The organism is Sarcina ventriculi (assembly GCF_900456775.1).
GTDB classification, from domain to species: domain Bacteria; phylum Bacillota; class Clostridia; order Clostridiales; family Clostridiaceae; genus Sarcina; species Sarcina ventriculi.
This window is the reverse complement of record NZ_UAUL01000001.1, coordinates 652,278-677,616: the sequence shown is the minus strand read 5'-3', so window position 1 is coordinate 677,616 and position 25,339 is coordinate 652,278. Positions and strand designations below refer to the sequence as shown.

General features: G+C 26.8%; 22 protein-coding genes. 13 read left to right on the top strand and 9 right to left on the bottom strand.

From position 1 onward, the window contains the following. Positions 1–79 precede the first annotated feature (79 nt). Positions 80–1,264 carry a hypothetical protein gene (locus DR020_RS03000; RefSeq protein WP_055259758.1) on the top strand — a complete coding sequence of 395 codons (1,185 nt, stop codon included), beginning with the start codon at positions 80–82 and terminating at the stop codon, positions 1,262–1,264. 156 nt (positions 1,265–1,420) lie between these two features. On the opposite strand, the gene DR020_RS02995 is transcribed toward DR020_RS03000, so the two are convergent. Next, positions 1,421–1,894, bottom strand: a complete 474-nt coding sequence (locus DR020_RS02995; protein ID WP_055259756.1) for a hypothetical protein — start codon at positions 1,892–1,894, stop codon at positions 1,421–1,423. 429 nt (positions 1,895–2,323) lie between these two features. Continuing rightward, the gene (locus DR020_RS02990; protein WP_112365300.1) at positions 2,324–4,693 is read right to left on the bottom strand and encodes a glycogen/starch/alpha-glucan phosphorylase; all 2,370 of its coding nucleotides are present in this window, start codon (positions 4,691–4,693) and stop codon (positions 2,324–2,326) included. Between the two features lie 278 nt (positions 4,694–4,971). Between DR020_RS02990 and DR020_RS02985 the strand changes: the two genes are divergently transcribed. Both DR020_RS02985 and DR020_RS02980 read left to right on the top strand, forming a co-directional pair. Further along, positions 4,972–6,957, top strand: coding sequence for a sigma-54-dependent transcriptional regulator (locus DR020_RS02985; protein WP_112365223.1), 1,986 nt, complete (start codon positions 4,972–4,974; stop codon positions 6,955–6,957). Between the two features lie 103 nt (positions 6,958–7,060). Next, on the top strand, positions 7,061–8,005 hold the full coding sequence (locus DR020_RS02980) for a PH domain-containing protein (RefSeq protein ID WP_112365222.1): 945 nt from the start codon (positions 7,061–7,063) through the stop codon (positions 8,003–8,005). 134 nt (positions 8,006–8,139) lie between these two features. On the opposite strand, the gene DR020_RS02975 is transcribed toward DR020_RS02980, so the two are convergent. From DR020_RS02975 to DR020_RS02965, 3 genes are read right to left on the bottom strand one after another with little or no spacing between them, the layout of a single operon-like run. Next, positions 8,140–9,540, bottom strand: coding sequence for an FAD-binding oxidoreductase (locus DR020_RS02975; RefSeq protein ID WP_055259750.1), 1,401 nt, complete (start codon positions 9,538–9,540; stop codon positions 8,140–8,142). A gap of 3 nt (positions 9,541–9,543) precedes the next feature. Further along, complete coding sequence (locus tag DR020_RS02970) at positions 9,544–10,731, bottom strand: electron transfer flavoprotein subunit alpha/FixB family protein (RefSeq protein WP_055259748.1); 1,188 nt, start codon at positions 10,729–10,731, stop codon at positions 9,544–9,546. Positions 10,732–10,745: 14 nt separating this feature from the next. Beyond that, the gene (locus DR020_RS02965; protein WP_055259746.1) at positions 10,746–11,534 is read right to left on the bottom strand and encodes an electron transfer flavoprotein subunit beta/FixA family protein; all 789 of its coding nucleotides are present in this window, start codon (positions 11,532–11,534) and stop codon (positions 10,746–10,748) included. A 713-nt stretch (positions 11,535–12,247) separates the two neighbouring features. Here DR020_RS02965 and larA point away from each other — a divergent pair. The 7 genes from larA (at position 12,248) to DR020_RS02930 (ending at position 17,677) form a co-directional block, all read left to right on the top strand. Further along, complete coding sequence (larA, locus tag DR020_RS02960; protein ID WP_112365221.1) at positions 12,248–13,522, top strand: nickel-dependent lactate racemase; 1,275 nt, start codon at positions 12,248–12,250, stop codon at positions 13,520–13,522. 258 nt (positions 13,523–13,780) lie between these two features. Further along, positions 13,781–14,212, top strand: a complete 432-nt coding sequence (locus tag DR020_RS02955) for a GtrA family protein (protein WP_112365220.1) — start codon at positions 13,781–13,783, stop codon at positions 14,210–14,212. A 9-nt stretch (positions 14,213–14,221) separates the two neighbouring features. Then, on the top strand, positions 14,222–14,647 hold the full coding sequence (locus DR020_RS02950; RefSeq protein ID WP_055259740.1) for a GtrA family protein: 426 nt from the start codon (positions 14,222–14,224) through the stop codon (positions 14,645–14,647). Between the two features lie 163 nt (positions 14,648–14,810). Next, on the top strand, positions 14,811–16,049 hold the full coding sequence (locus DR020_RS02945; RefSeq protein ID WP_112365219.1) for an NAD(P)-dependent oxidoreductase: 1,239 nt from the start codon (positions 14,811–14,813) through the stop codon (positions 16,047–16,049). A 122-nt stretch (positions 16,050–16,171) separates the two neighbouring features. Further along, positions 16,172–16,528: a winged helix-turn-helix transcriptional regulator gene (locus tag DR020_RS02940; RefSeq protein ID WP_058992335.1), complete on the top strand. Its 357-nt coding sequence runs from the start codon at positions 16,172–16,174 to the stop codon at positions 16,526–16,528. A gap of 195 nt (positions 16,529–16,723) precedes the next feature. Then, entirely contained in the window at positions 16,724–17,035 is a 312-nt protein-coding gene (trxA, locus tag DR020_RS02935; protein WP_055259734.1) for a thioredoxin, read from the top strand. Positions 17,036–17,158: 123 nt separating this feature from the next. Next, positions 17,159–17,677 (top strand): nitroreductase family protein, encoded by a 519-nt coding sequence (locus DR020_RS02930; protein WP_112365218.1) that lies wholly within the window; start codon positions 17,159–17,161, stop codon positions 17,675–17,677. A gap of 138 nt (positions 17,678–17,815) precedes the next feature. Here the strand turns inward: DR020_RS02930 and DR020_RS02925 are convergent, their stop codons facing one another. The 4 genes from DR020_RS02925 to DR020_RS02910 form a co-directional block, all read right to left on the bottom strand. Further along, positions 17,816–18,583, bottom strand: coding sequence for an SDR family NAD(P)-dependent oxidoreductase (locus DR020_RS02925; RefSeq protein ID WP_112365217.1), 768 nt, complete (start codon positions 18,581–18,583; stop codon positions 17,816–17,818). Positions 18,584–18,613: 30 nt separating this feature from the next. Continuing rightward, entirely contained in the window at positions 18,614–19,366 is a 753-nt protein-coding gene (locus DR020_RS02920) for an EFR1 family ferrodoxin (protein WP_055259728.1), read from the bottom strand. Positions 19,367–19,379: 13 nt separating this feature from the next. Then, on the bottom strand, positions 19,380–19,766 hold the full coding sequence (locus tag DR020_RS02915) for an ArsR/SmtB family transcription factor (protein WP_055259726.1): 387 nt from the start codon (positions 19,764–19,766) through the stop codon (positions 19,380–19,382). A gap of 343 nt (positions 19,767–20,109) precedes the next feature. After that, entirely contained in the window at positions 20,110–21,333 is a 1,224-nt protein-coding gene (locus DR020_RS02910) for a multidrug effflux MFS transporter (protein ID WP_112365216.1), read from the bottom strand. Between the two features lie 386 nt (positions 21,334–21,719). On the opposite strand from DR020_RS02910, the gene DR020_RS02905 reads away from it, so the two are divergent. The 3 genes from DR020_RS02905 to DR020_RS02895 all read left to right on the top strand — a co-directional run bounded on the left by DR020_RS02905 (position 21,720) and on the right by DR020_RS02895 (position 25,250). Then, positions 21,720–22,586, top strand: a complete 867-nt coding sequence (locus DR020_RS02905) for a LysR family transcriptional regulator (protein ID WP_055259722.1) — start codon at positions 21,720–21,722, stop codon at positions 22,584–22,586. Between the two features lie 210 nt (positions 22,587–22,796). Next, positions 22,797–24,038 (top strand): NAD(P)-dependent malic enzyme, encoded by a 1,242-nt coding sequence (locus DR020_RS02900; protein ID WP_055259720.1) that lies wholly within the window; start codon positions 22,797–22,799, stop codon positions 24,036–24,038. 255 nt (positions 24,039–24,293) lie between these two features. Continuing rightward, complete coding sequence (locus DR020_RS02895; protein WP_112365215.1) at positions 24,294–25,250, top strand: 2-keto-3-deoxygluconate permease; 957 nt, start codon at positions 24,294–24,296, stop codon at positions 25,248–25,250. The last annotated feature ends 89 nt before the right edge of the window (positions 25,251–25,339 follow it).

The window sequence follows — 25,339 nt, the reverse complement described above, 5'->3', positions numbered from 1 at the left end:
ATTATATAAAAGTGCTGTATAATAGTTTTTAGCATTATAAAGAGGAGGTATTTAAAGATAACGCTATCTTTTGACAATCATGAGGAGTAATAAAGTAGATTTTTATATAAAAAAATATATACAAAAGTATAAATATGAACTGTTTATAATAATAATTTCTATTTTAGCTATTTTTATTAGATGTATGTTTTTTAATGTTGTAAGTGGAGATTATAAATATTTTTTAGAAGGATGGTTTAATACATTAAAAGCGAATGGAGGTATATTTGCCATAAAATATCATATAGGAAATTATACAGCTCCATATATGCTGATATTAGGAATTTTAACCTATATTCCAATTAAGAGTTTATATACTATAAAAATTGTTTCAGTAATATTTGATTTTATTGGTGCATTTGTGGGTGCTCGTATAGTATATAAACTTTGCAAGAATAAAAAATATAAAAAATTTTTAAGTCTTTGTACATATGCAGCAATATTATTTAGTCCTACAGTTATATTAAATAGTGCAGCCTGGGGGCAATGTGATATGATTTATGCCACATTTGTATTGGCTTCATTGTTATTTTTATTTGATAAAAAGTATACTAGGGCATTTATATTTTTAGGTATTGCTTTTTCATTTAAGCTTCAAACAATATTTATTTTACCTTTATATATAATTTTATATTTAAAAGATGAAGATATGTCTATATTAAACTTTTTTATGATACCTATAACGGTGTTTGTTGTAAATATACCAGCGATTTTGCTAGGAAGACCTATTAAAACATTAATAACACAATATATGACTCAAGTTGGGCAATATAAAGAGTTAACTATGAATCTTACTAATATATATACTTTTATTCCTAATTATTATAAAGTGTTTTCAACAGCTGGAATAATATTTACTATATTTATTTTTGCAATGCTTACTATGTTTATTTTAAGTTATAAATTTGAGATGAATAATAAAATAATTTTACAAATATCAATACTTTCAATATTAATTTGTAATTACTTTTTGCCTTCTATGCATGAAAGATATATATATATAGCAGGAATTTTAGGAATAATTTATTTCTTTATAGACAGGAGAAAATGGTATATACCTCTTGGGATAATTTCAATATCATTTTTCTGTTACATAAATTATTTATTTGATTATTTGATGTTTCCTAAAGTAATAATGGCTATTGTATTTCTTTTGATTATAATTAAATTAGCGATAGATTTAGTGAAAAATATAATTACACAAGGAAGTAAAGAAGTTTGTTAAAAACAAAATGGTTAGAAAGATTTTTCTAACCATTTTTAGTATAGCTTGTCTTTACCAACTAGTAACTTTAAATATAATATTTAATCGTTAGTAAAGCGTAATTTATATATATATCAATTAATTTATTTGGAATTCAAGATTTAAAAAATTTATAATTTATGCAGAAAGAAATCTATTTAAATAACATTGCATTTTTGGCTTTAACACACCTACATTTTCTTTTGCTTTAAACCCAGAAGTTTGATTGTCTATAGCGTAACCAACTTTAATAATTACACAATCATTATCAGCATGGCTTAATAAGAATCCAATATCTGATGTGTAGCTTAATTTTAAATCACCAATATCAGCAGAGTTATTATTATTAAATATTTTATTTCCGTCTAATAAGTAAATATCGTCACCAAAACCAACTTTTTTATAAGCAAATGGGATAAATATATCTTTATTTTCATTAGTAAATAATTCTATATATGAGTTGATTATATCATTTCTATTAAAACCATAATCACTAAGACTTTCATTTTCATTTAAATATTTTTCCTTGAAATCATTTTCTACTGATTTTATAGAACTTTCTAATAAACCACTTAAATTTAATTGTGATAGCCTTACCATTTTTTCTTTCATGTAAATTACCCCCATCTTAAAAAGTATATTTTAGAAAAAAATATTTTTAAAACAAATTTATCTAAAAAATGTTTGTTAATACCATTATATAAAAAAAAAACTAATTGTCAAAGGTTAAATGTTAATATTTTTAAATGTTAAATAAAATTTAACATTTAAAAATATTAAATAAAAGTAAAAATTAAAAAGAGCTACAATCTTTTAAAAATTGTAACTCTTTTTATCAAAAAAAAATTTGATTCAAAAATATCAATTATTTTATATTTGTAAGCTTTAACATTATATTTATGTTTCATAAAATAATTATATTTATCACTTGTTAATTATATCACTAAGTTGTGTTTTATGCAATATTATGTAATAATCAAGTGAAAAACGCCTAAAGAAAAACCTTAGGCATTTTATCAAATTATATTAATATTTTTAAATTTATTTTGTGTTTTTACATTTGTTAATGTGCCATATTTCATTACAATATTGTTGGATTGTTCTATCACTTGAGAAATTTCCAGCATTACAAACATTTAAGAAACATTTTTTAGCCCATGCAAGCCTATCTTTATAAGCTTCAAATACTTTATCCTCCGTATCTTTAAGGCTTCTAAAATCAGCCAATACAAAATATTGATCTCCTTCATTCATAAGAGAATTAAATAAATCTCTATAATCATTATTTAAATTATCTTTAAATGTCCCATCAACTAATGTGTTAATTACTCGTCTTAAATCAGGATTATTATTAAAGTAATCCCATGGATTATAGCAATGTCTTAAATTTTCGATATCATTTACTTTTAAACCAAAAATAAAGTTATTTTCTTCGCCACTTTCATTAACTATTTCAATATTAGCACCATCTAAAGTTCCAAAGGTTGGAGCTCCGTTTAGCATAAATTTCATATTACCAGTTCCTGATGCTTCTTTTCCAGCAGTTGAAATTTGTTTTGAAATATCAGCTGCAGGACATAATTTTTCAGCATAAGATACGCTATAATTTTTAACAAATACAACTTTAATTTTTCCATTTATACTTTGGTCATTATTTATTAAATTAGCAATATCATTTGTAAACTTAACTATTGATTTAGCTCTTCTATATCCAGGGAATGCTTTAGCTCCAAATATAAACGTACATTTTGGAATATCAAGATTAGGGTTTTCCTTTAATCTAAAATAAAGGTCTAAAATGTAAAGTGAGTTTAAAAATTGTCGTTTATATTCATGAAGTCTTTTTACTTGAATATCGAATAAAGAATTAGGGTCTATCTCTATCCCTTCATTTTCTTTTATAAACTGTGCTAATTGTTTCTTTTTTGTAAGTTTGATTTGCAAGAATTTTTCTAAAACCTCAGTATTATCGGCAAATTTTTTTAATTCACTTAGTTTATTTAAATCCTTAACCCAGTCCTCGTTTCCTAAAAGTTCTGTTATAAAATTAGATAATTCTTTATTGCACAGTCTAAGCCAACGTCTTGGAGTAATACCATTTGTTTTATTTTGAAATTTTTCAGGATATAATTTGTACCAGTTATTTAATTCTGAATTTTTTAAGATGTCTGTGTGAAGCTTAGCAACACCATTTACTGCAAATCCAACACTAATAGCTAAATTTGCCATTCTAACTTGCCCATTAAAATTATTTACTATTGAAAATTCATTTATTTGGTGATCGTTATAGCCTTTAGATTTTAACTCACTTATAAATATGGAGTTAATTATATTTATTATTTCAAGTATTCTAGGGAAAAGACATCTAAATAGTTCAGCATCCCATTTCTCAAGAGCTTCTGCTAAAATAGTATGATTTGTATAAGCAAATGTTTTTTTGCAAATATTTAATGCTACATCAAATTCTAATTTCTCTTCATCTACTAGAATTCTTATAAGTTCTGGAATTCCAAGCACAGGATGAGTGTCGTTTAATTGTATTACATTAAAGTTTGAAAATTCTTCAGTAATAGCACCGTGCTGTTCTTTATATTTTCTAATTATATCTTTTAAAGAAGCACTAACTAATAAGTATTGTTGTCTAAGCCTTAATATTTTACCAGACCTTCCTGTATCATTTGGATATAGTACTCTTGAGATATTATCTGCTCGATTTTTTAAATCTAAAGCTTCTGAATATTGTTGTGAATTATAAAGGTCAAAATTAAATTCTTCTAATGGTTCACATTTCCATAATCTTAGTGTGTTTATATTTTTGCTTTTATATCCTATTATAGGAGTGTCATAAGGAACAGCTTTAACTGTCATATCAGCAAACTCTACTATGGTGGATTCATCATCTCGTCTTATACTCCAAGGATCACCGTATTTTAACCAACTATCTGCCTTTTCATTTTGGTAACCGTCTTTAAATTCTTGCTTGAAAAGACCATTACTATATCTTATTCCATATCCAGTTAATGGAACTTCAAGAGTTGCGCCAGAATCCATAAAGCATGCAGCAAGCCTTCCTAAACCACCATTTCCAAGCCCTGCATCTTCCTCGATTTCTTCTACTGCATTTAGATTTAATCCTAATTCATCAAAAATTTCTTTGATATCATCATAGATTCCAAGATTTATAAGATTATTTCCAAGAGCTCTGCCCATTAAAAATTCAGCTGAAAAATAATATGCGTTTTTAGTATTTTTGTATGTTTCATCTGTATTATCCCACTCATCAATAATGTGTTCTAATAAAGTTAATGATAAAGCATTAAAAAGTTCAAAATCTTTAGCTGTATCTAATGTTCTACGATACTTGATTTTTAAATATTTTATTATGCCAGATTTTATATTTTCTTTATTCAATGTGTTCATAATATTCACACCTTTCATGTAATTTTAAAGGGTTATATTTATTAATAGTTAAAGGTAAATCTCTCTTAATATATTTTATATTAATTTCCTTTAATTTACAATTATTATTTATTTGATTATATAAAAATTATTTAAATTAAATTAATTATTATATATTTTGAAAATAATTATTTTCATCTATTGAATCATATAGCAATGAACTAGTTTATAGAAAAAAAGATAAAAATGTGCTATGATTTAATTAAATAATTCTTAATAGGAGAGTTTAGATGAAGAGGGTAGACTTAATTTATAAAACTTTGTTGGATTTGCCTATAAATAAGGGGATAGATGCAAATACATTAGCATCTATGTTAAATATAAGTAGAGCTAATGTAAGCCATGTTTTAAATACTCTTTGTAAGGAAGGTAAAGTATCTAAATCAAATGGTAGACCAGTTTTATTTTATATTAACGAATCATTAAGTTCTTTAAAGAATAAAACTAACTTAGATAAGTTAGCTAATAATAATATAAGTTTAAAAGATGCAATAGAACATGCGAAGGCTTCAATTTTATATCCGCTAAATGGAATGAATTGTTTAATACTTGGAGAGACAGGTGTTGGAAAGTCAATGTTTGCTTATTTAATGCATGAATATGCAATTGAAATGCAAGTTAAAAATATAGATTCTCCTTTTATAACATTTAATTGCGCTGATTATAGCAATAATCCTCAATTGTTAACGTCACAACTATTTGGAGTTAAAAAAGGAGCGTATACAGGTGCTGAAATAGATAAGATAGGTCTTATAGAGAAAGCTAATAATGGCATATTATTTTTAGATGAAATACATAGGCTTCCACCAGAGGGACAAGAGGCGTTATTTACATTTTTAGATACAGGGCTTTTTAGGCGAGTTGGAGATCATGAAAATAGACAGTCTAATGCACTTATTATATCGGCTACCACAGAAAATCCAGATTCAACTCTATTGAAAACATTTACCAGAAGGATACCAATGACTATTACAATACCAGCTTTGAAACAAAGAACTTTAGAGGAAAGATTCTATCTAATAAAATCTTTTTTTAAAGCAGAAAGCATTAAAATAAAGAAGGATATATTTATATCGGTAAACGCTATGAGAGCTTTGTTATCTTATGATTGCCCTAACAATATAGGTCAACTTAAAAGTGATATACAGCTTATTTGTGCTAGGGCTTATTCAGAGTATTTAACACATTCACAAAAGGATATAAGAGTGGAAATAAAAAATACTCCAACTTACATAAAAGAGGGACTTTATAAGGAAAAAAATCATAGAGTTTTGTGGAATAGATTAATAGGGGAAGATATAGATTATATAAAAATTTCTAGTTTAGAAGAAGTGATAATAGAAAAATATAAAGATAATCATATATATGAAAATATAAAATATAAAGTTGATAGATTAAAGGCTGAAGATGTTGTAGATATAAATATGGATTATTTAGTAGACAAAGAAGTTATAACTCATTTTAGAAAAGATATAGAAGGTGTTTCAGAATATGATAATGGTAAAATGTTAGAGAACTTTATAGATGAGGATGTATTGGAGTTTATAAAGCATTTAATCCATTATATAAATTGTAAATTAGAAGAGAAGTTAAAACCTAATATGTGTATAGCTATGGCTTTGCATATAAACAATTTAATTCATAGAGTCAAAAATGATAAAATTATGGTGAATACTAATGTTTTAAATTTAGAAACAAAGTATAAAAAAGAATATGATATAGCTGTCGAAATTAAAGCTCGTATAGAGAAATATTTAAAAAAAGAAATTTCTTTAGGTGAGGTTGGATATTTATGTATATTTCTTATAGAAGATGGGCAATTAAAATATAAACAAAATGATAAAGTTAAGGTAATTGTTATAGCACATGGTGATAGTACAGCATCATCAATTGTTGATGTTACTAATAGACTTTTAGGACAAAATTATACCATAGCTTTAGATTCACCAATTGACATTAAGCCATCATATATTTTAAATGAGCTAAAAAATATTATAAAAGAAAACCCATCTAAACAAGGTTACTTAATATTAGTTGATATGGGTTCGTTAGTGACATTTGGAGAAATAATAGAGAATGAATTTCACACAAAGGTTAAAATTATATCTTTAGTATCAACATTACACGTTTTAGAGGCTACAAGGAAAGCTATGCTTGGTTATTCTTTAGAGGATGTTTACTCAAGTGTAAAAAGAGTTAATTATTACATAGGATAGGATATTATATGCTCTCTATATACTGTTATTTATTTGATTTAAAAATTGTTGTATAATAATTTAAATAAAAAGAATTAACAGTTTAAGAAAGGGGGGATATGAAATGTTATTAAGAGTAGTTTCATTTATCATACCGTTTGTTATGTTGTTTATAGGTTTTGAAATATGCAATTTAGATGATAATAATGTATTATTAGGAATAAAATTTCCTAAAATTCAAGAAGTTCCAATTGCATTAAAGGAATATAAAAAACTGTTTAGGGCTTACCTTGTTATTTTTTGGGCAATCATAAATTCAATTATTATGGTTGTAAATATATCAGTTAGAGAAGGATACATTCCTCTTATGATAATATTAACAATTATTATAGATGGGATTATTATAATATTTGTCCATTACATAATAAATACTAAATTAAAAGCTTTAAAACATAGAGAAGGTTGGGAAAAATTAATCTATAACAACCCTACTTTTGTAGACAGGAAAAGTGGAGAAAGTCTAACAGTAGATGATTCTGATTATATTTTTGGAATATTTTACTTTAAACCTAAAGATTCATCTTTCTTAGTTGCAAAGAGAAATGGAAAGGGAATCAATATAAACTGGGGAAATATAATTGGAAAATCCATAGGTATAGCTATAATCGTAGCTATTATTGCTTGTGTGAGCTCAGTAGCGTATATATCTATTTCTTTAAATAATACTACAACACTTAATCTTGTGCTAGAAAATGAAAATGTAGTTATAAATGGAACTTATGGTGAATTGTTGCCTTATAAAGAAATGACGACTGTTGAATATTTAGATAAGATACCTAAAGTAGAAATGAATTTAGATGGTGTAAAATCAGGAAATAGCTATTTTGGGATTTATTATATTGAAGGAGTTGGAAGAGCTAAGCTTTATGTTGAGGATATAAATGAACCAGTAGTTAAAATATTAACTAATGGTTATTTACCTGTTTATATAAATTATCAAAAGTTAAGTTCTACACAATGGTTATATAATAGCGTGGGCTCAAGGCGTAATAATATTTATAAGACCTAAAAATGAGCGTATGTTTAGAAAAAATATAAGAGTTATAACATTTAATGTTATAACTCTTATTTTATGTGATTAATATATCATTAGGCTATTTATTGATTTTAGTATACAGTTTTAGTTTGTTTGTTTAATAAGCATTAAAATAATTTTTTAGGGTTTAAAATATCTTTAGGGTCAAATGCTAGTTTTATACCTTTCATTAAATCTAAAGTTTCTTTAGATATAGATTTTTCAAGGTAACTCATTTTAGCATAACCTATACCATGTTCACCAGATACTTTTCCTGATAATTCATTGGATTTTTTATACATTTCATCCATAGCTGCGTTTAATTTTTGTTTCCATGCAGCATCATCTAATTCATCTTTTAGAATATATACATGTAAGTTACCATCACCTGCATGTCCAAAACTTCTTATTCTGATTCCAATTGTTTTTTCAAGTTCATTAGTGAATTCAACGAATTCAGCAATTTTATTTCTAGGAACAACTACATCAACTTCATCCATATCAGTAGTAGAACCTTTTATAGCTTCTAGGAATGAACCTCTAGCTTGCCATATAGATGTTTGTCTTTCTTCAGTATCAGATATTAAAACATCTAAAGCACCACATTCTAAACAAATTTTTGCAACATGGTCATATGTAAGTTCGATTTCTTTTTTACTTCTACCATCAAATGTTAATAAAAGGTAAGAACCAGAAGCGTGGTCTGGGAATTTCTTTCCTAAGTATTGTTCAGAAGCTAATATTACTTCCTTTTCCATAAATTCAACAGCAGTAGGTATAACTTTAGCCTTTATTATTTGAGGTACAGTTTCTATTGCCATATGAAGATTTGGAAATGGTACAAGTAAGCTTAAAGATTTATCTGGAAGAGGTAAAAGTTTTAATGTAGCTTTTGTTACTATTCCTAAAGTACCTTCAGAACCAACAATTAAGTCCTTTAAAGAGTATCCAGAACTATTTTTAACAACTTTACCACCGAAGTTTACAATTTCTCCATTAGGAAGAACAACTTCTAAACCACGAACATAATCTCTTGTAACTCCATATTTAACAGCTCTCATACCACCTGCGTTTGTGCTAATATTACCACCTATTGTAGCTGTTTTTTCACCTGGATCTGGTGGGTAGAATAATCCATTATCTTCAACATATTTAGCAATTTCCATAAGTAAAACACCAGGTTCTACTGTTAAAGTAAGGTTTTCTTCATCTAATTCTAAAATATTATTCATAAGAGTCATATCAATTACTATACCACCTAAAACAGGAACAGCAGCACCAACAAGACCAGTACCAGAACCTCTTGGAGTAACAGGAATTGAGTTTTCATAAGCATATTTCATTATTTGTGAAACTTCTTCTGCGCTTTTAACCTTTAAAACTACATCTGGCATCTTTTTAATTCCAGCAAGTTCATCATGGCTATATTCTTCACTTATATTTTCATTTATTAAAAATCTCTCTTCATCATTTGAAACAATACTTTTTAAACATTCAATATCTTTATTATCAATAGTTTTGTAGTTCATTTCTTATGCCTCCTTAGTTGCTTTTATATTTTCTATTAATTGAGGAATTATATCATATAAATCACCAACTATACCGTAGTTTGCAACTTTAAATATAGGTGCTTTTTCATCCATGTCTATTGAGAATATATAATCTGAATTATTCATTCCTGCTGTAAATTGAACTGCACCTGAAACACCACAAGTTATTATAAGTTTTGGTTTTACTGTTCTACCACTTAATCCAACTTGTCTTTTAGCATCAGCCCATCCATTTTCAACAAGTGGTCTAGTTACAGCAACTTCTCCACCTAAAAGATTTGCTAAAGATTCTATCATTGCCATATCTTTTTCATTTTTTACACCACGACCAGCAACAACTATTACATCAGCATCTTCTATATTTTTTTCTTTTATTTTCTTTTGGATTTTTAGAACATCAATTTTTGAAGATAATTTAGATTCATCTATTTGAGCAAAGTTTAACTTACCTGTTTCTTCTTCAGTTCTTTCAGGAGCGTTCATAACTTTATATCTTACAGTTGCAAGTTGAGGTCTTGAATTTGGAGTTACTATTTGAGCCATAATATTTCCACCAAAGGCAGGTCTTATTTGTACTAAATCAGTATTTTCTTTAATATCTAAAATTGTACAATCGGCAGTTAAACCAGTTCTAAATCTAGCAGCAATTCTAGGAGCTAAAGATCTACCAATTGTTGTAGCACCAACAAGTAAAACAGCTGGTTTATTTTTATTTATGAAATCTTCACAAGCTGCTGTATAAGGTTCTATTCTAAAACTTTCTAATTGTTTGTAATCATAGATAAATACTTCATCAACTCCGTAATGTAAAAGTTCTTTAGCTTTATCACTTATATTATATCCTACAAAAACAGCATAAACTTTTTGGTTAACTTTTTTAGCAAGTTCTCTAGCTTTACCTATAAGTTCAAAAGTTACGGGATGTATATTTCCATCAACATGGTCAACATATACTGATATACCGTTCCATAATGATTTATCTATTTTTACAACTTCTTCTTCAATAAATTCAACAGCACCGTTTCCTTTTCTAACGCACATTTTACACATTTTACATGCTGCATTTATTTCTAATTTTCCGTTATTATTTTCCATTGCTCCAAAAGGACATATTTTTATAACTTCATCTATGTTTGTGATTTTATCTTGATTTACTTTAAGCTTACCCATATCTTATTCACCCCTTAAATAAATTTTAATTCCTTTAATTTAGATGATATTTTATCAGCTAAATCATTAGTATTGCCTGTCCACATTTGTCTATCATTATTTACTTCAGGAGGGAAAATTCTTTCAACTTGAGTTGGAGAACCATTTAATCCATATTTTTTCTCATTTTTATCTTCAAGGTCGTTGAAAGAAATAATTCTTATTTCTTTATCTTTACTAGCGACTTTTTTCTTGTAAGATGGTAATCTTGGAACAAATATATCTTTTTCTACTGTTAAAAGACAAGGGAATTTAACTTCTGCAATTTCAACAGTATTTGGCATATCCATTTTTAATTGCATGCTATTTTCTTTAACATTTATTATATCAATAACATTTGCTATATGTGGTATACCTAAATATTCAGCCATTTCTGGACCAACTTGTGCAGTATCTCCATCTGTTGTTTGTTTACCACAAAGAATTAAATCAAAATCTCCCATCTTTCTAACACCTTGTGATATAGTATAGCTAGTTGCTAAAACATCAGCACCACCAAATTTTCTGTCTGAAACTAGAGCACCATCATCAGCTCCCATAGAAAATGCTTCTTTTATAACATCCATGGCTTGTGGAGGCCCCATGCTTATAACCTTTATTGTACCTCCAACTTCTTCTCTGATTCTAAGAGCAGTTTCAAGAGCAAATAAATCGTAAGGATTCATTTTAGTATCTGCACTATCTCTTTTTAAAACTCCTGTAACAGGATCAACTTCAACTTTTGATGTTCCTGGAACTTGTTTAATACAAACTAAAATATTCATATTTATCTTCCTTTCGTGATATATTTTTTAGCTAAACTTTATATACAGCTATAACAATTTTTTTGTTTTAAACAGATATTGCTATATAATAAAAGATATTAATTAAACAAAATGTACAAATATCTTATTTGTGTTTTTTTTAGATGTAGCGACAGTTTTTAAAGTCAATATACTTTTAAATATACATCAATAAGAGTATTAAAACGGGCACATTCGATATTGGTATGACCAATAACTGACTTAATTTTATGACTATTTTTTATTAATTTCAACAATAGTTAAAAAAATAACTAATAGGAAAAATGCCATTTGAATTGCTTATTAATTAAAAATTCAGAATAAAAAAATAACTTGTTGATGACAAAAAAATCTATATTTTTAGGGATAAAAAGCCATAAAATAGAATTTATTGCTAGCATAAAAATACATTAAAAATTTTTATTTATAAATAAAAATACATTAAAAAATTTTATGTAAAAAAATATTAATTTTTTTTATTAGGAGAAAATATTTAATAATTTTAATTTGATAGTTAAAAAAATAACAAAATATATTTAATTTTTATTACTATATGTTATTAATTTATATTGAATAAGTATAAAAATAATAGTATACTAATAAAGGTCTTACCAATTTTGGTCATACCAATAATAAGATATATTAATGGTTTTTAAAATAATCATTAAATTTATTAAGAGAGAGGGTAGCTAGATATGAGTAAAATAAAAGTTCCTTATCACAAAAGTATGATAGATATTGAAATTAATGATAAAAATTTAGTAGGTGTTTTAAGATCTAAAGCAGATACATATAAAGTAGACATGAGCCAAGAGGAAATAGTTGAAAGAGCTTTAGATAATCCTATAGGTAGTAAATCTTTAGAAGAATTAGTTAAAGATAAAAATAATATGGTAATAATAACAAGTGACCATACAAGACCTGTACCTAGTAAGATAACGCTTCCTATAATTTTAAGAAGAATAAGAAAAGCAAATCCTAATATAGATATAAAAATTCTTATAGCTACAGGATTTCATAGACCAACAACAAGAGAAGAAATGATAAATAAATTTGGTCGTGAAATAGTAGAGAATGAAACAATAATAAATCATGTATCAACAGATGATTCTAGTTTAGTTCATGTGGGAACACTTCCATCTGGTGGTGACCTTATATTAAATAAACTTGCAATAGAAGCTGAACTTTTAATAGCAGAAGGATTTATTGAATCTCATTTCTTTGCAGGATTTTCAGGTGGTAGAAAAAGTGTACTTCCTGGAATTGCATCAGCAAAAACTATAATGGCAAATCACTGTAGTGAATTTATTGCAAGTCCAAATGCAAGAACAGGAATTCTTAAAAATAATCCAGTACATAAAGATATGTTATATGCTGCACAAAAAGCAAAATTAGCTTTTATATTAAATGTTGTAATAGATGGTGAAAAAAATATTATAAATGCTTTTGCAGGTGATAGTGCTGAAGCTCATTTAACAGGTTGTGAATTTGTTTTAGACATTGCAAAGGTTGATAAAAAATTATCTGATATAGCAGTTGTAACAAATGGAGGTTATCCTTTAGACCAAAATATATATCAAGCAGTAAAGGGAATGACAGCAGCAGAAGCTACTTGTAAAGAAGGTGGAGTTATAATAATGATTGCAGCTTGTAATGATGGGCATGGTGGTCAATCTTTTTATGACAATGTAGTTGGAGCAAAAACTCCTAGAGAACTTTTAGAAAGAATAGCAAAAGTACCAAGAAATGAAACTGTTCCAGATCAATGGGAATTCCAAATACTATCAAGAATTTTAGATAAATATACAGTATTTATTGTAAGTGATATGTGTGATCCAGAAATGATAAAGAATATGCATATGAATCATGCTTACACATTTAATGAAGCTTTAGAAAAAGCTTATGAAATAAAAGGAAAAAATTCAAAAGTAGTTGTTATTCCAGATGGAGTATCAGTTATAGTTAGATAAATATAAATTGTGAATAAAATATTAAATATTAAAAAATTTTTAATTTGTTATAAAAATGTAACTATTAACATTTGTAATAAATATAAAATAGATATTATAATTAGACACTCTATGTTATTTTTATATATAGAGTGTTTTATTTTGCAAAGATTAAAGATTTAAGTGTGTAAAAATAATTAATATATTTAGGTATGTAAATGGGTATATATATTTAATTTTAAAAATATTTTATAAAAATCTATAATATGGGAGAAAAATATGGGGTTATTAAAAAGAATAAGAGAAAATAAATCAATTATAAAATTTGCTATAGTGGGGGTTGCGAATACTTTAGTTGATTTTTTTGTATTTATTATTTTTGTTAATGTTTTTTGTTTAAATGATTTGGTTGCTCAAACAATATCATATGGTTGCGGTGTGTTAAATAGCTTTTTTATGAATAAGTTTTGGACTTTTAAAGAGCATAAGACAACAGAAAGTTTTATAAATCAATTTGGAAAATTTATTTTAACTAATGGAATATCTTTAACTGTATCATTAATTGGATTAAATTTGTTAAACTCTATTATAGGCATAAATGTTTACATATCTAAAGTTATGGTAACATTATTTTTGCAAATATTTAATTATATAGTTTATAAATTTATTGTTTTTAAATATGATAAATCAGAATATGGTACTGTCAAATAGGAGATTAATATGGATTTAAAGAAAGAGATACACAAATATATAGAGTTTATAAAATTCAATATGGTTGGAATTGCTAACTTTATAGTTGATTTTATAATATTTATTATTTTAATTAATGTGTTTCATGTAAATACTATAATTGCTCAAGGGGCATCTATTACGGCAGGAGGTTTTAATAATTTTATTGTAAATAAAGTATGGACATTTAAAAAAACTAAATCATCAAGACAAGAATTAGTAATAGAATTTATACATTTTCTTATAAGTGATGCTATTTGTACATTAGTATCTATGGGAGGTGTATATCTTCTTAATAATATTATAGGAATAAATGTATACATAGTAAAATTTCTATTAGGCACTTCTGTTCAATTATTTAATTTTGCTTTTTATAAATTCATTGTGTTTAGAAATAAAAAGCCTCAAGCTAAATAACCTCTAAGAAAATAATGTAAATATAGGGTTTAATGTATTTAATTAGTAAATATTAATAATGTATTTAAATAATTAATAGCGTAGTTGATATAATTTTAAAATTAACTTATAATATCATTAATTATGACGTTTATATGATATGATTTAGTGGAGGGGACTAGAAATGAATGAATTTTTAAATGATGAGGTTAACAGATGTCTACAATGTAAAAATGCAAGATGTCAAAAAGGTTGTCCTATAAATACACCAATACCTGAAATTATAAAATTATTTAAAGAAGATAAAATAAAAGAGGCTGGAGAAATTTTATTCAATAACAATCCTTTAAGTGCTATATGCTCAATTGTTTGTCCAGTAGAAAATCAATGTCAAAAGGATTGTGTAAGAGGAATAAAGGGAAATTCAGTTGAATTTAATAAAATAGAAGAGTATATTTCAAATAAATTTTTAGAAGAAGTTAGCTTAAATCAACAGGCTAAATTAGATACTAGGATAGCAATTATAGGTTCTGGACCAGCTGGAATAACTATAGCTCTTATTTTAGCTAGAAAGGGATATAAGGTTACTATATTTGAGTCACATAGTAAAATAGGTGGAGTTTTAAGATATGGAATTCCGGAATTTAGGCTTTCTAAGGGCGTATTGGATAGGTTAGAAAAAGAACTTATAAGTTTAAATGTTAAAATAAGACCTAATACTTTAATAGGGCCAGTTTTAACTTTAGATAAACTTAGAGAAGATGGATATAAAGCAATATTTGTCGGTACAGGAGTTTGGAATCCAAAAGCTTTAGGGGTAAAGGGTGAAAGTTTAGGTCATGTTAATTATGCAATAAATTACTTAAAAGACCCTAGTGTTTATAGGCTTGGAGATAAAGTTTGTATAATAGGTGCTGGAAATGTTGCTATGGATGCTGCAAGAACAGCTAAGAGAAATGGTGCAAAAGAAGTAACTGTTCTTTATAGAAAAGGCTTTGAAGATATGCCAGCTACAAGGCTTGAAATAAATGAAGCTAAAGAGGACGGAGTAAGATTTGAACTATTTAAAGCACCGCTTGAAATATTAGATGAAGGTGTTAAATATATAGAAACTGAAAGAATAGTAACTGAAAGTGGAAGAGTAAGCACTAGAAATTTAGAAGGAACTGAGAATATATTTGAATGTGATTCAGTTATAATAGCTGTAAGTCAATCACCTAAGGATAATATAGTATCAAGTACTAAAGGGTTAAATATTGATAAGTATGGACTTATTGTTGTAGATGAATTAGGGCATACTACCAAAAAAGGAGTTTTTGCGTCAGGGGATGTTGTTACAGGTGCAAAAACAGTAGTTGCTGCTGTTGCACATGCAAAAGTAGTTGCTGAAACTATGGATAAATTTTGTGAAGATTTAATATAGTATTTATATTTTAAGAGAGGTCGTGAGGATAAATTTTATTTAACTCATGACTTTTTTATTAATTTTAATGAATGGGGTGAAATATTGGTGAGTTATTATAAATTATCTCACTTTTAATAATAATGAATGAAGTAGATGATAGAAAATTTAATGATAATTTGTATTATGATATAGATTGCCCGATACAAGTTTTAGGAACTGTATTGGGGAAAAAGTGGGTTGGAAAAATAATATGGAATATTAAAAATGATAAAAAAAGATTTGGAGAACTTCAAAGACTGTTAAAAGGATGTAGTAAAAAAGTTTTATCACAACAATTAGAAATGCTTATAAGTTATGAGATAGTTATAAATGAAAGATGTAAAAGTGGAAATTCTGTGGAATCTTTTTATTATTTAAGTGAAAAAGGTAAAGAACTTGTTCCTATAATTGCAATGATGATAGAATGGGGAAAAGATATTATGAAATGTAATAAATAGATTTTATTTTTAAGTAAAGTGTGAGAGGTTACTAAGAAGTTACTAATTGTTTAAAATCAATAAAAATAGTATAGTAATTACGTAAAAAGCAAATTAAATAAATTAATTATTTAGGATATAAATTAAATTTAATCATAAACTAATAAAGCGAAGTTTTATTTTAAATAATTTTATTAAATTTTAGGAGGATTTAAAATGGCAAAAATATTAAATAGTAACGATTTTGATAAAGAGGTAGCAGAAGGAGTAGTTGTTGTAGACTTTTTTGCAACATGGTGTGGCCCTTGCAAAATGTTAACTCCAGTATTTGAGGAGTTATCAGTTGAATTAAATGGAAAAGCTAAATTTGTAAAGGTTGATATAGATGAGAGTTCTGAAATAGCTTCAAGATTCCAAGTTGTAAATGTTCCAACTCTTAAGGTGTTCAAAGATGGAAAGGTTGTTAAAACTTTAGTAGGATTTAGACCAAAAGAAGCTTTATTAAGTGAACTTTCAGATTTAATATAACTGATAGTATACTAAAGAAAAAATGGTTGTTTAAAGTGAAAATTCCTTTAGGCAACCATTTTTTATGTGATATTTATTAAAATAAATATTGATTATGTTAATTGAAAGGATGTACATGGGTAAATGATAGAATTTTTAAAAACAAGAAGAAGTATAAGAATATATGAAAATAGAGAAGTTGAAGAAGAGAAGGTAAAAGAAATATTAAAAGCAGGATTATTAGCTCCAACTTCTAAAGGAAAAAGGTCTTGGGAGTTTGTTGTAGTTAATAATAAAGAAATTCTTGAAGTATTATCAAAGTGTAAACCAAAAGCTTCAAAGTTTATTGGGAATGCAGGTGTGGCTATAGTTATTATTGCTGATACAGAAAAAAGTACTGCATGGGAAGAAGATTGTGCCATTTCTTCTGCTTTTATGACTTTAGAAACTCATAAATTAGGACTTGGAAGTTGTATTGTGCAAATTAGGGGAAGGGAACATGATGAAAAGAAAAGTGCATCAGAATATATAAAAAAAGAATTAAATATACCAGAAAAGTATGAAGTTGCAAGTATTCTTTCAATTGGATATAAAGGACAAGAAAGACCAGCTTATGAGGATAAGGATATAGATTTTACAAAGATTCACTATAATAAGTTTTAAAATTGTAAAATATAAAAAAGCTATGTTTTAAATAAGTGTTGATTTTAGAGAAATTTAATAGTAGATTAAGCTTAAAAAATTTATACTAGCTAAAATTAATACTTTACTAAAACATGGCTATATATTAGAATAATTTTATTAATTTTTGAGACTTTGTTGCCATTTACCTACGTAACTAGCAATTATTTTTGCAGGAAGTAATTTAGCTAAAAATACTTCAATTTTATATTTGATACTTGGAATTATTATTAATTTTCCTTGCATCATTCCCTTATAGCCTTCAAGGGCAACAGTTCTAGCATCCATAGCAAATTTAGCATCTTTTTTTCCAGCTCTAGTGGCGAATTCTGTTTTTGTTGGGCCAGGACAAAGAGCAGATATAGTAACTCCACTATTTATTAATTCTCCTGAAAGAGATTCAGCCAATAAGAGTTCATACGCTTTTGTAGCTCCATAAACTGAGCCAAAAGGATTGGGTTGAAAAGCTCCAATAGATGATACAATTAATATTTTACCAGAGTGCCTTTTAACCATATCGGTTAAAAAATATTTAGTTAGTAATGTTACACTTGTGATATTTAAATTAATCATGTCTATTGAGGATGCATCTTGGCTATCTGCAAAAAATCCATATTTGCCACTCCCAGCATTATTTACAAGAACATCTATTTTAATACCTTTTTCTGATATCTCATCATAGATTCTTTTTGGGGAATTTACATTAGATAAATCTGCAACTATTATAGTAACTTCTATACCATACTTTTTTCTTAACTTTAAAGCAACGTCCTCTAGCTTTTCTTTATTTCTTGCAACAATGACTAAATTATACTTTTCTTTTGCAAAAATATCAGCAAATTCAAAACCTAAACCAAAAGAGGCTCCAGTTATTAATGCAGTTTTCATAAAATCACTCCTAACAATTTAACATGTTTATTATCTAAGATTTTTATTATAATATCTTTCTTTACCAATAGTTTTTTTACCATATTCAATAGCAGAATTTGGACAACAATTTATACATGAAGTACAATGAATGCAATTATTTCCCCATTGGGGTTTGTCATTTAATATTTTTATATTATTCATTGAGCAAAGGTCGACACACATTCCACATTTCGTACATTTATCTGTAGTATAAAAATTTTTAGTTTTTACAATCATTGAATAGAATATTGGGTTTACAATACTACTCATGATTTTTCCTTGAAATGAAGGTTTATTCATACTCAATTTAGAATTATTTTTTATTTCTTTTGCTATTTTATAAATTTGAGGAGTTACACTTTCTATTACTTTATCTGCACTTTGTTTATCTAAAATAGGATACATCATAATATAATTTTGAGGCATTAATATCTCTTTAGCACCTTGAAATTGAAGATTAGTTTGCATACAAAGTTTTTTAATGTATTTTTCTGAATTCCAAGCATTTTGAAAACAAGTCGTAATAAAATAGCTATTTGTATTTCCTTCAAATTTATTTTGTTTTATAAAGTTTTCTACAATAGGTGGAATCCTTCCTGAATATATAGGGCATACAAATATTAATGTTTCTTTAGAAAAAATTGTTTCTTTCTTATTGTTTTTCATCCAATCGTTTATGGATAATAGGTCATCATTATTTTCTTTTGCGATTATTTTTGCTACATATTCACTATTTCCTGTTCCACTAAAATACAATATCATTTTTACATTCCTCCTAATAACTTTCTATGTGATTACAGTCATTTGTTTTATTATGGTTATTTGATGAAACTTCCTGTACAATACTATAAATGTGATTTATAAAATAAGTTAATTGTTTCCATTGGCTTTCGTTAGAATTAACATAATAATAATTTTTAGTTCCTTCTCTATGCATATTTATAATCCCGCTATTTTTTAATATTTTTAAGTGATGTGATACAGCAGGTCTTGAAAGATGTGTTTTTTTTGTAATCTCTCCAACTCTTATTCCATGACCATCACTTTCTAGTAATGCTATTACAATTTGTTGTCTAGTTTCATCTCCTAAGGCAATAAATGCATCTTTACATTGCTTAAATTCTTGAGCTAGTTCAGCTCTTCTTATTTTACAGTTACTCATATAAATAAAATCCTTTCTTTTGTGAAATTATGTTTATATTTAGGTTTTATTTTTGGATTATGATTTGCTTGAATTATTTGTTTATTAGTTTAAATTTTCAAACTATTATATCACGTAAATATTTTATTTTGTTCAATGGGAAAGAAAATCGAGACCATTAATTTAATATCCATTGATTTTATTAATTTTTAATAATGATGAGTTTAGAGATAAATTTAAAAGGAGAGAAATCTTTAGAAGAATGTGGAGGATAAAAAGAAGTTATACGGGATATGTATAATATTTTATAGTGGTTAAAAGATAAAAATAGATTGTATTAATACAATCTATTTTTACTTATAAATTAATGATTATGTTCTTGTACTTGCACGATAAATGGTTTTTTATTAAATATAATCCAAAAAGTTAGAGCTATTAGCGCAATTAATGTGTATAGGAAACCAATAGCTACGATTTTATTTCCTACATTAAAGGTTATAATTATCATACCAATACATCCCATAATAGTGTTACCAAAACTTATTAATGATGAAGCAGAACCTATATTAGTATCTTGTTGAGCTAATATAAGATGAGTACTAGGTGGTCTTAGCATATTTCCGCAAGCCATTGCAGGTATAAGGCATAAAGCAAATGCAATAGGAGAACTTGGGCCTATTAGAATTAGCGCAATACCACTTAAAATCATGACAACAAAATCAAATAGTATAATTTTTTTGCTAGTGAAATGTTTAGCAAGACGAACGTAAGCCATTGGACCTATAATTAAAAATATTGCTGTACAAGCATAGAAATAGCTATATACTTGGTCAGATAACTTAAATCCATCAATATATATGTAAGATGAAGTTGTTATGTATGCCATTAAAGGTAGTGTAGTTATTGCAAAAGTAAATAATAAAACTGCAAAGCCAGGATTTTTAGCTACAACTCTAATATTATCTAAAACTTTTAATAGACTTCCTGTATTATAATTTTTTAATGTTTCTTGTAAAAGTAAGGAGCCTATTATGGATATAAAACTTACTATTGTAAGTATCCAAAATATACCTTTCCATGATGTAAAGGTAAGTATGAAAGCACCTATTACTGGAGAAACAACAGGAGATGTCATAGCTATTGATTGAACAATTGCAAGCATTGAAACTAGTTTTTTACCAGTATAAACATCTTTCATCATAGCTGTTGCAACAGATACAGCAGAACCACTACCTATTGCCTGTATTACTCTAAAGCAAATAAGAAGAGGTATGTTGTTAGCGTTAGCGCATAAAAGGCTACCAACACAATAAATAATCATTCCTATTGTTAATATTTTTTTTCTTCCAAATTTATCACTTAAAGGCCCCCAAAAAAGCATACCAAGTGCATAAAATATAAAGAAAAATGTTATTGTTAAATTTAAGATTCCTTCACTAGTATGAAATGTATTTACCATTTTGGGCAAAGCTGGCAAATATAAATCAGTAGATAGTGGAACAAAAGCGCTTAAAAAGCCTATAAAAATTATAAATCCTAAGCTTCCCAAATATTTTTGATTTGGTTTGTTGTTTTCATTTAATTCCATAAATTTATCCTTTCATTTATTTTATTTTAAAATTACAATATATGATTATAAATGTAAAATTAATATTAATTACATGATTAAAAAATAAGATAGTGTTCATAAGTGAACATATATATTATTGATTAAATATTTAAATTTTGCAATAGAATATCATAACAATATTTAATGATTAATTATTTATAAAAAATAAGTTAAATTATTAAAAATTTTTATAGTATTATCTTTTACTATACAAATTTATAATATTATAATATAGAAAAAAGATTAAAATATAAAATTTATAAAGAAATTTTATGATAAAATAATTTAGGTTTTATGTTGAAATGGATGAGTTTTTATTAAATCTTAGAATATAAATGAAAATAATATTAAAGGGGGAAACAACAATGGAATTAAGACAGTTAGAATATTTTATTGCTGTGACTAACTTAAAAAGTTTTACCAAGGCAGCTGATAAGCTTCATGTAGCTCAGCCATCGATAACTATAGCGATAAAAAAATTAGAGGATAGTTTAGGTGTTATTCTTCTAGAAAGAAAACAAAAAAATATAAACTTAACAAAAGAGGGTGAAGTATTTTATAAAAGAGCCAATGAAATAATAAATAGAGTTACTAATGTTGAAAAAGAAATGTACGATTTTAAAAAATCAAAAAAGGAGATTATAAAAGTTTCTATACCTCCTCTTATAGGTTTTCATATGCTTCCTAAAATATTTTCTCAATATTACAATAAAAATTCTAATGTAGAACTCGAAATAGTTGAAGTTGGCTCGTTGCAAACTGTTGAACTTTTAGAAGCTGGAGAAATAGATTTAGCACTTATAATACAATCTCATAAAAATGATTGCATTGAAACAACTCCAATTAATGCACGGGAAATTCTTTTATGCCTACCTAAAGAACATTCGTTAGCTAAACAAAAAACAATACCTTTTGAAATGCTTAAAGACGAGAGATTTCTTCTGTTAAAAGAGGGAAATTATATAAGAAAAAGAATCTTAAATGAATGTAAACATCATAATTTTGAGCCTAATATAATATATCAATCCACTCAGATAGAAAGTATCTGTACTCTTATCTCAAATGGAATAGGAGTAAGCTTTTTGTTAGATACTATAGCTACAAGAAATAAAGATATAACTTGTCGTTCTCTGAAAAATCCTATCAAAGTAAGTATTGCAATAGCATGGAATAAAAATAAATATGTAACTAAAAGTCAAAGACAGTTTATAGATTTTGTAAAAAATTTATAAATAAATATTTTTAAAGGAATTAATAAGAGCTAAAGTTTAAAGATATTTATTGTTTTTATGGAAAGTTTATTTATTGATATATAAAATCTATTAGTATATAATTTTTTTATATTTTACATACTATTCCAAAGAGTGATAAGATGGTTTCAAGGAAGAGTAATTAGATAAAAAACATAGATTAAAATTTTTAAAATATAGGAGGCTTTAAAAATGAGTGAAAATTTATCAGTAAAAGAAAAAGCATTAAAATTACATAAGGATAATCAAGGTAAATTAGAAGTAATATCTAAAGTACCAGTAAATACTAAAGAAGATTTATCTTTAGCTTATACACCAGGAGTTGCGGAACCTTGTTTAAAGATAAAAGAAAATTATGATGATATATATGAATATACATCAAAAGGAAATATAGTAGCAGTTGTAACAAATGGAACTGCAGTGCTTGGACTTGGAGATATAGGAGCAGGTGCTGGACTTCCTGTTATGGAGGGTAAAGCAGTTTTATTCAAAACTTTTGCAGGAGTTGATGCTTTCCCAATATGCTTAAATAGTAAAAATGTTGATGAAATAATAAACACAGTAAAATTAATGGAACCAAGTTTTGGTGGAATAAATTTAGAAGATATAAAAGCACCTGAATGCTTTGAAATAGAAAGAAGATTAAAAGAAGAAATGAATATACCAGTATTCCATGATGACCAACATGGTACTGCTATAGTTGTTTTAGCAGCAATAATAAACTCTTTAAAAGTAACTAAAAGAAATATAGCAGATGCTAAATTTGTTATAAATGGAGCAGGATCTGCTGGAATATCAATAGCTAAGTTACTTATGAGAGCAGGAGCTAAACATGTAACAATGGTAGATCGTATAGGAATAATAGAAGAAAGCCAAGAATGGATGAATGATGCTCAAAAAGAAATTGCTAAAGTAACAAATAGAGAACATTTAACAGGTACATTAGCAGATGCAGTAAAAGGAGCAGATGCATTTATAGGAGTATCAGCACCTGGAGTATTAACAAAAGAAATGGTATCAACTATGGCTAAAGATTCTATAGTATTTGCTATGGCAAACCCAGTACCAGAAATATTCCCAGATGAAGCTAAAGCTGGTGGTGCATTAGTTGCAGGAACAGGTCGTTCAGATTATCCAAACCAAGTTAACAATCTTTTAGCTTTCCCAGGAATATTTAGAGGAGCTTTAGATGTTAGAGCAACTGATATCAATGAAGAAATGAAAATAGCTGCAGCTTATGGAATAGCTGAATTAATTCCAGAATCAGAATTAACTCCAGACTATGTAATTCCAGCTGCAACAGATCGTAGAATATCACCAGTAGTTGCATCATTTGTAGCAAAAGCTGCAATAGATACAGGAGTTGCAAGAAGAAGCGACATGACTCCAGAAATGGTTGCAGAACACACAAGAGAACTTTTAGGTATAAAATAATATAATAGAATATTTCATTATAAATTATTAAAAAATTAATATTCAACTACCAAAGCTATATCTTAGGTTATAAAGTAAAAAATAAGTTAAAATTATTACTTTATAGCCGTATGATATGGCTTTTTTTTATATAAAATAACTATAAAGACATAGTATATTTATATTTTACAAAGTGGTTAGACCAATGTAATATAGACTTGTAAATTTAAATATGAGCTTATAAAAATACTATACATAATAACAAGGAGGAAAAAAATGAATGTTCCTATATTAAGAACAATGAAAAAGGTACCAGGAGGAATGATGGTTGTTCCTTTGATTTTAGGTGCTATAGTAAATACTTTTATTCCTCAATCATTAAATATTGGAGGATTTACAACTTCTTTATTTAAAGATAGTGCAATGCCTTTAATTGCTTTATTCTTATTTATAATGGGTTCTCAAATACGTTATAATCAAGCTAGACGTCCGTTAGCTAAAGGAGCTGTATCTTTATTAAGTAAATTTTTTGTAGGTCTTATAATAACTTTAGTAGTTGGATATTTCTTTGGAAACAAAGGTATTTTTGGAATATCAACAATGGCTTTAATGGCAGCTTTTGCTTGTAATAATACAGGACTTTATGTAGCTTTAGCAGAGGAATATGGTGATGCAGATGATCAAGGTGCATCAACAATAATATCTTTAAGTGCAGGAGCATTTTTTACAATGCTTGCTTTGGGAGCTAGTGGACTTGCAGATTTTCCTATAATGTCAATAGTTGCTGTAATAATTCCTATAATTATAGGGTTTGTTATTGGTAATTTAGATGAAGAATTTAGAAAATTTTTAGGTTCTGGTAAACATATATTAACACCATTCTTTTCATTTGCATTAGGTACAGGAATGAATTTTGCTGATATTATACATTCAGGGCTTCCAGGAGTATGTCTTGGAGTAGCAGTAGTTTTCATAACTGGATTTGTGAATTACTACATACATGCGATATTTTGGGAGAAGAAAGCTGTTAATTTTGCAATAGGAACAACAGCTGGGAATCAATTAGCAACCCCTATTGCGGTAGTTGCTGCGGATAGTGCTTTAGCTCCATATTTAACTTCAGCAACAACACAAATAGCAGCTTCTATAATAGTATCAGCTATACTTTGTCCATTTATGGTTGGATATTTAGATAAAAGGCTTAAGAAAAAGCAATTAAAAAAGCAAAATTAAAATAAAGTAACTATTAAAAAAATATAAATAAAATTGTAAAAAAATGTCCATAATATATTATAATGATTTGGTAAAAAACCATTATAATA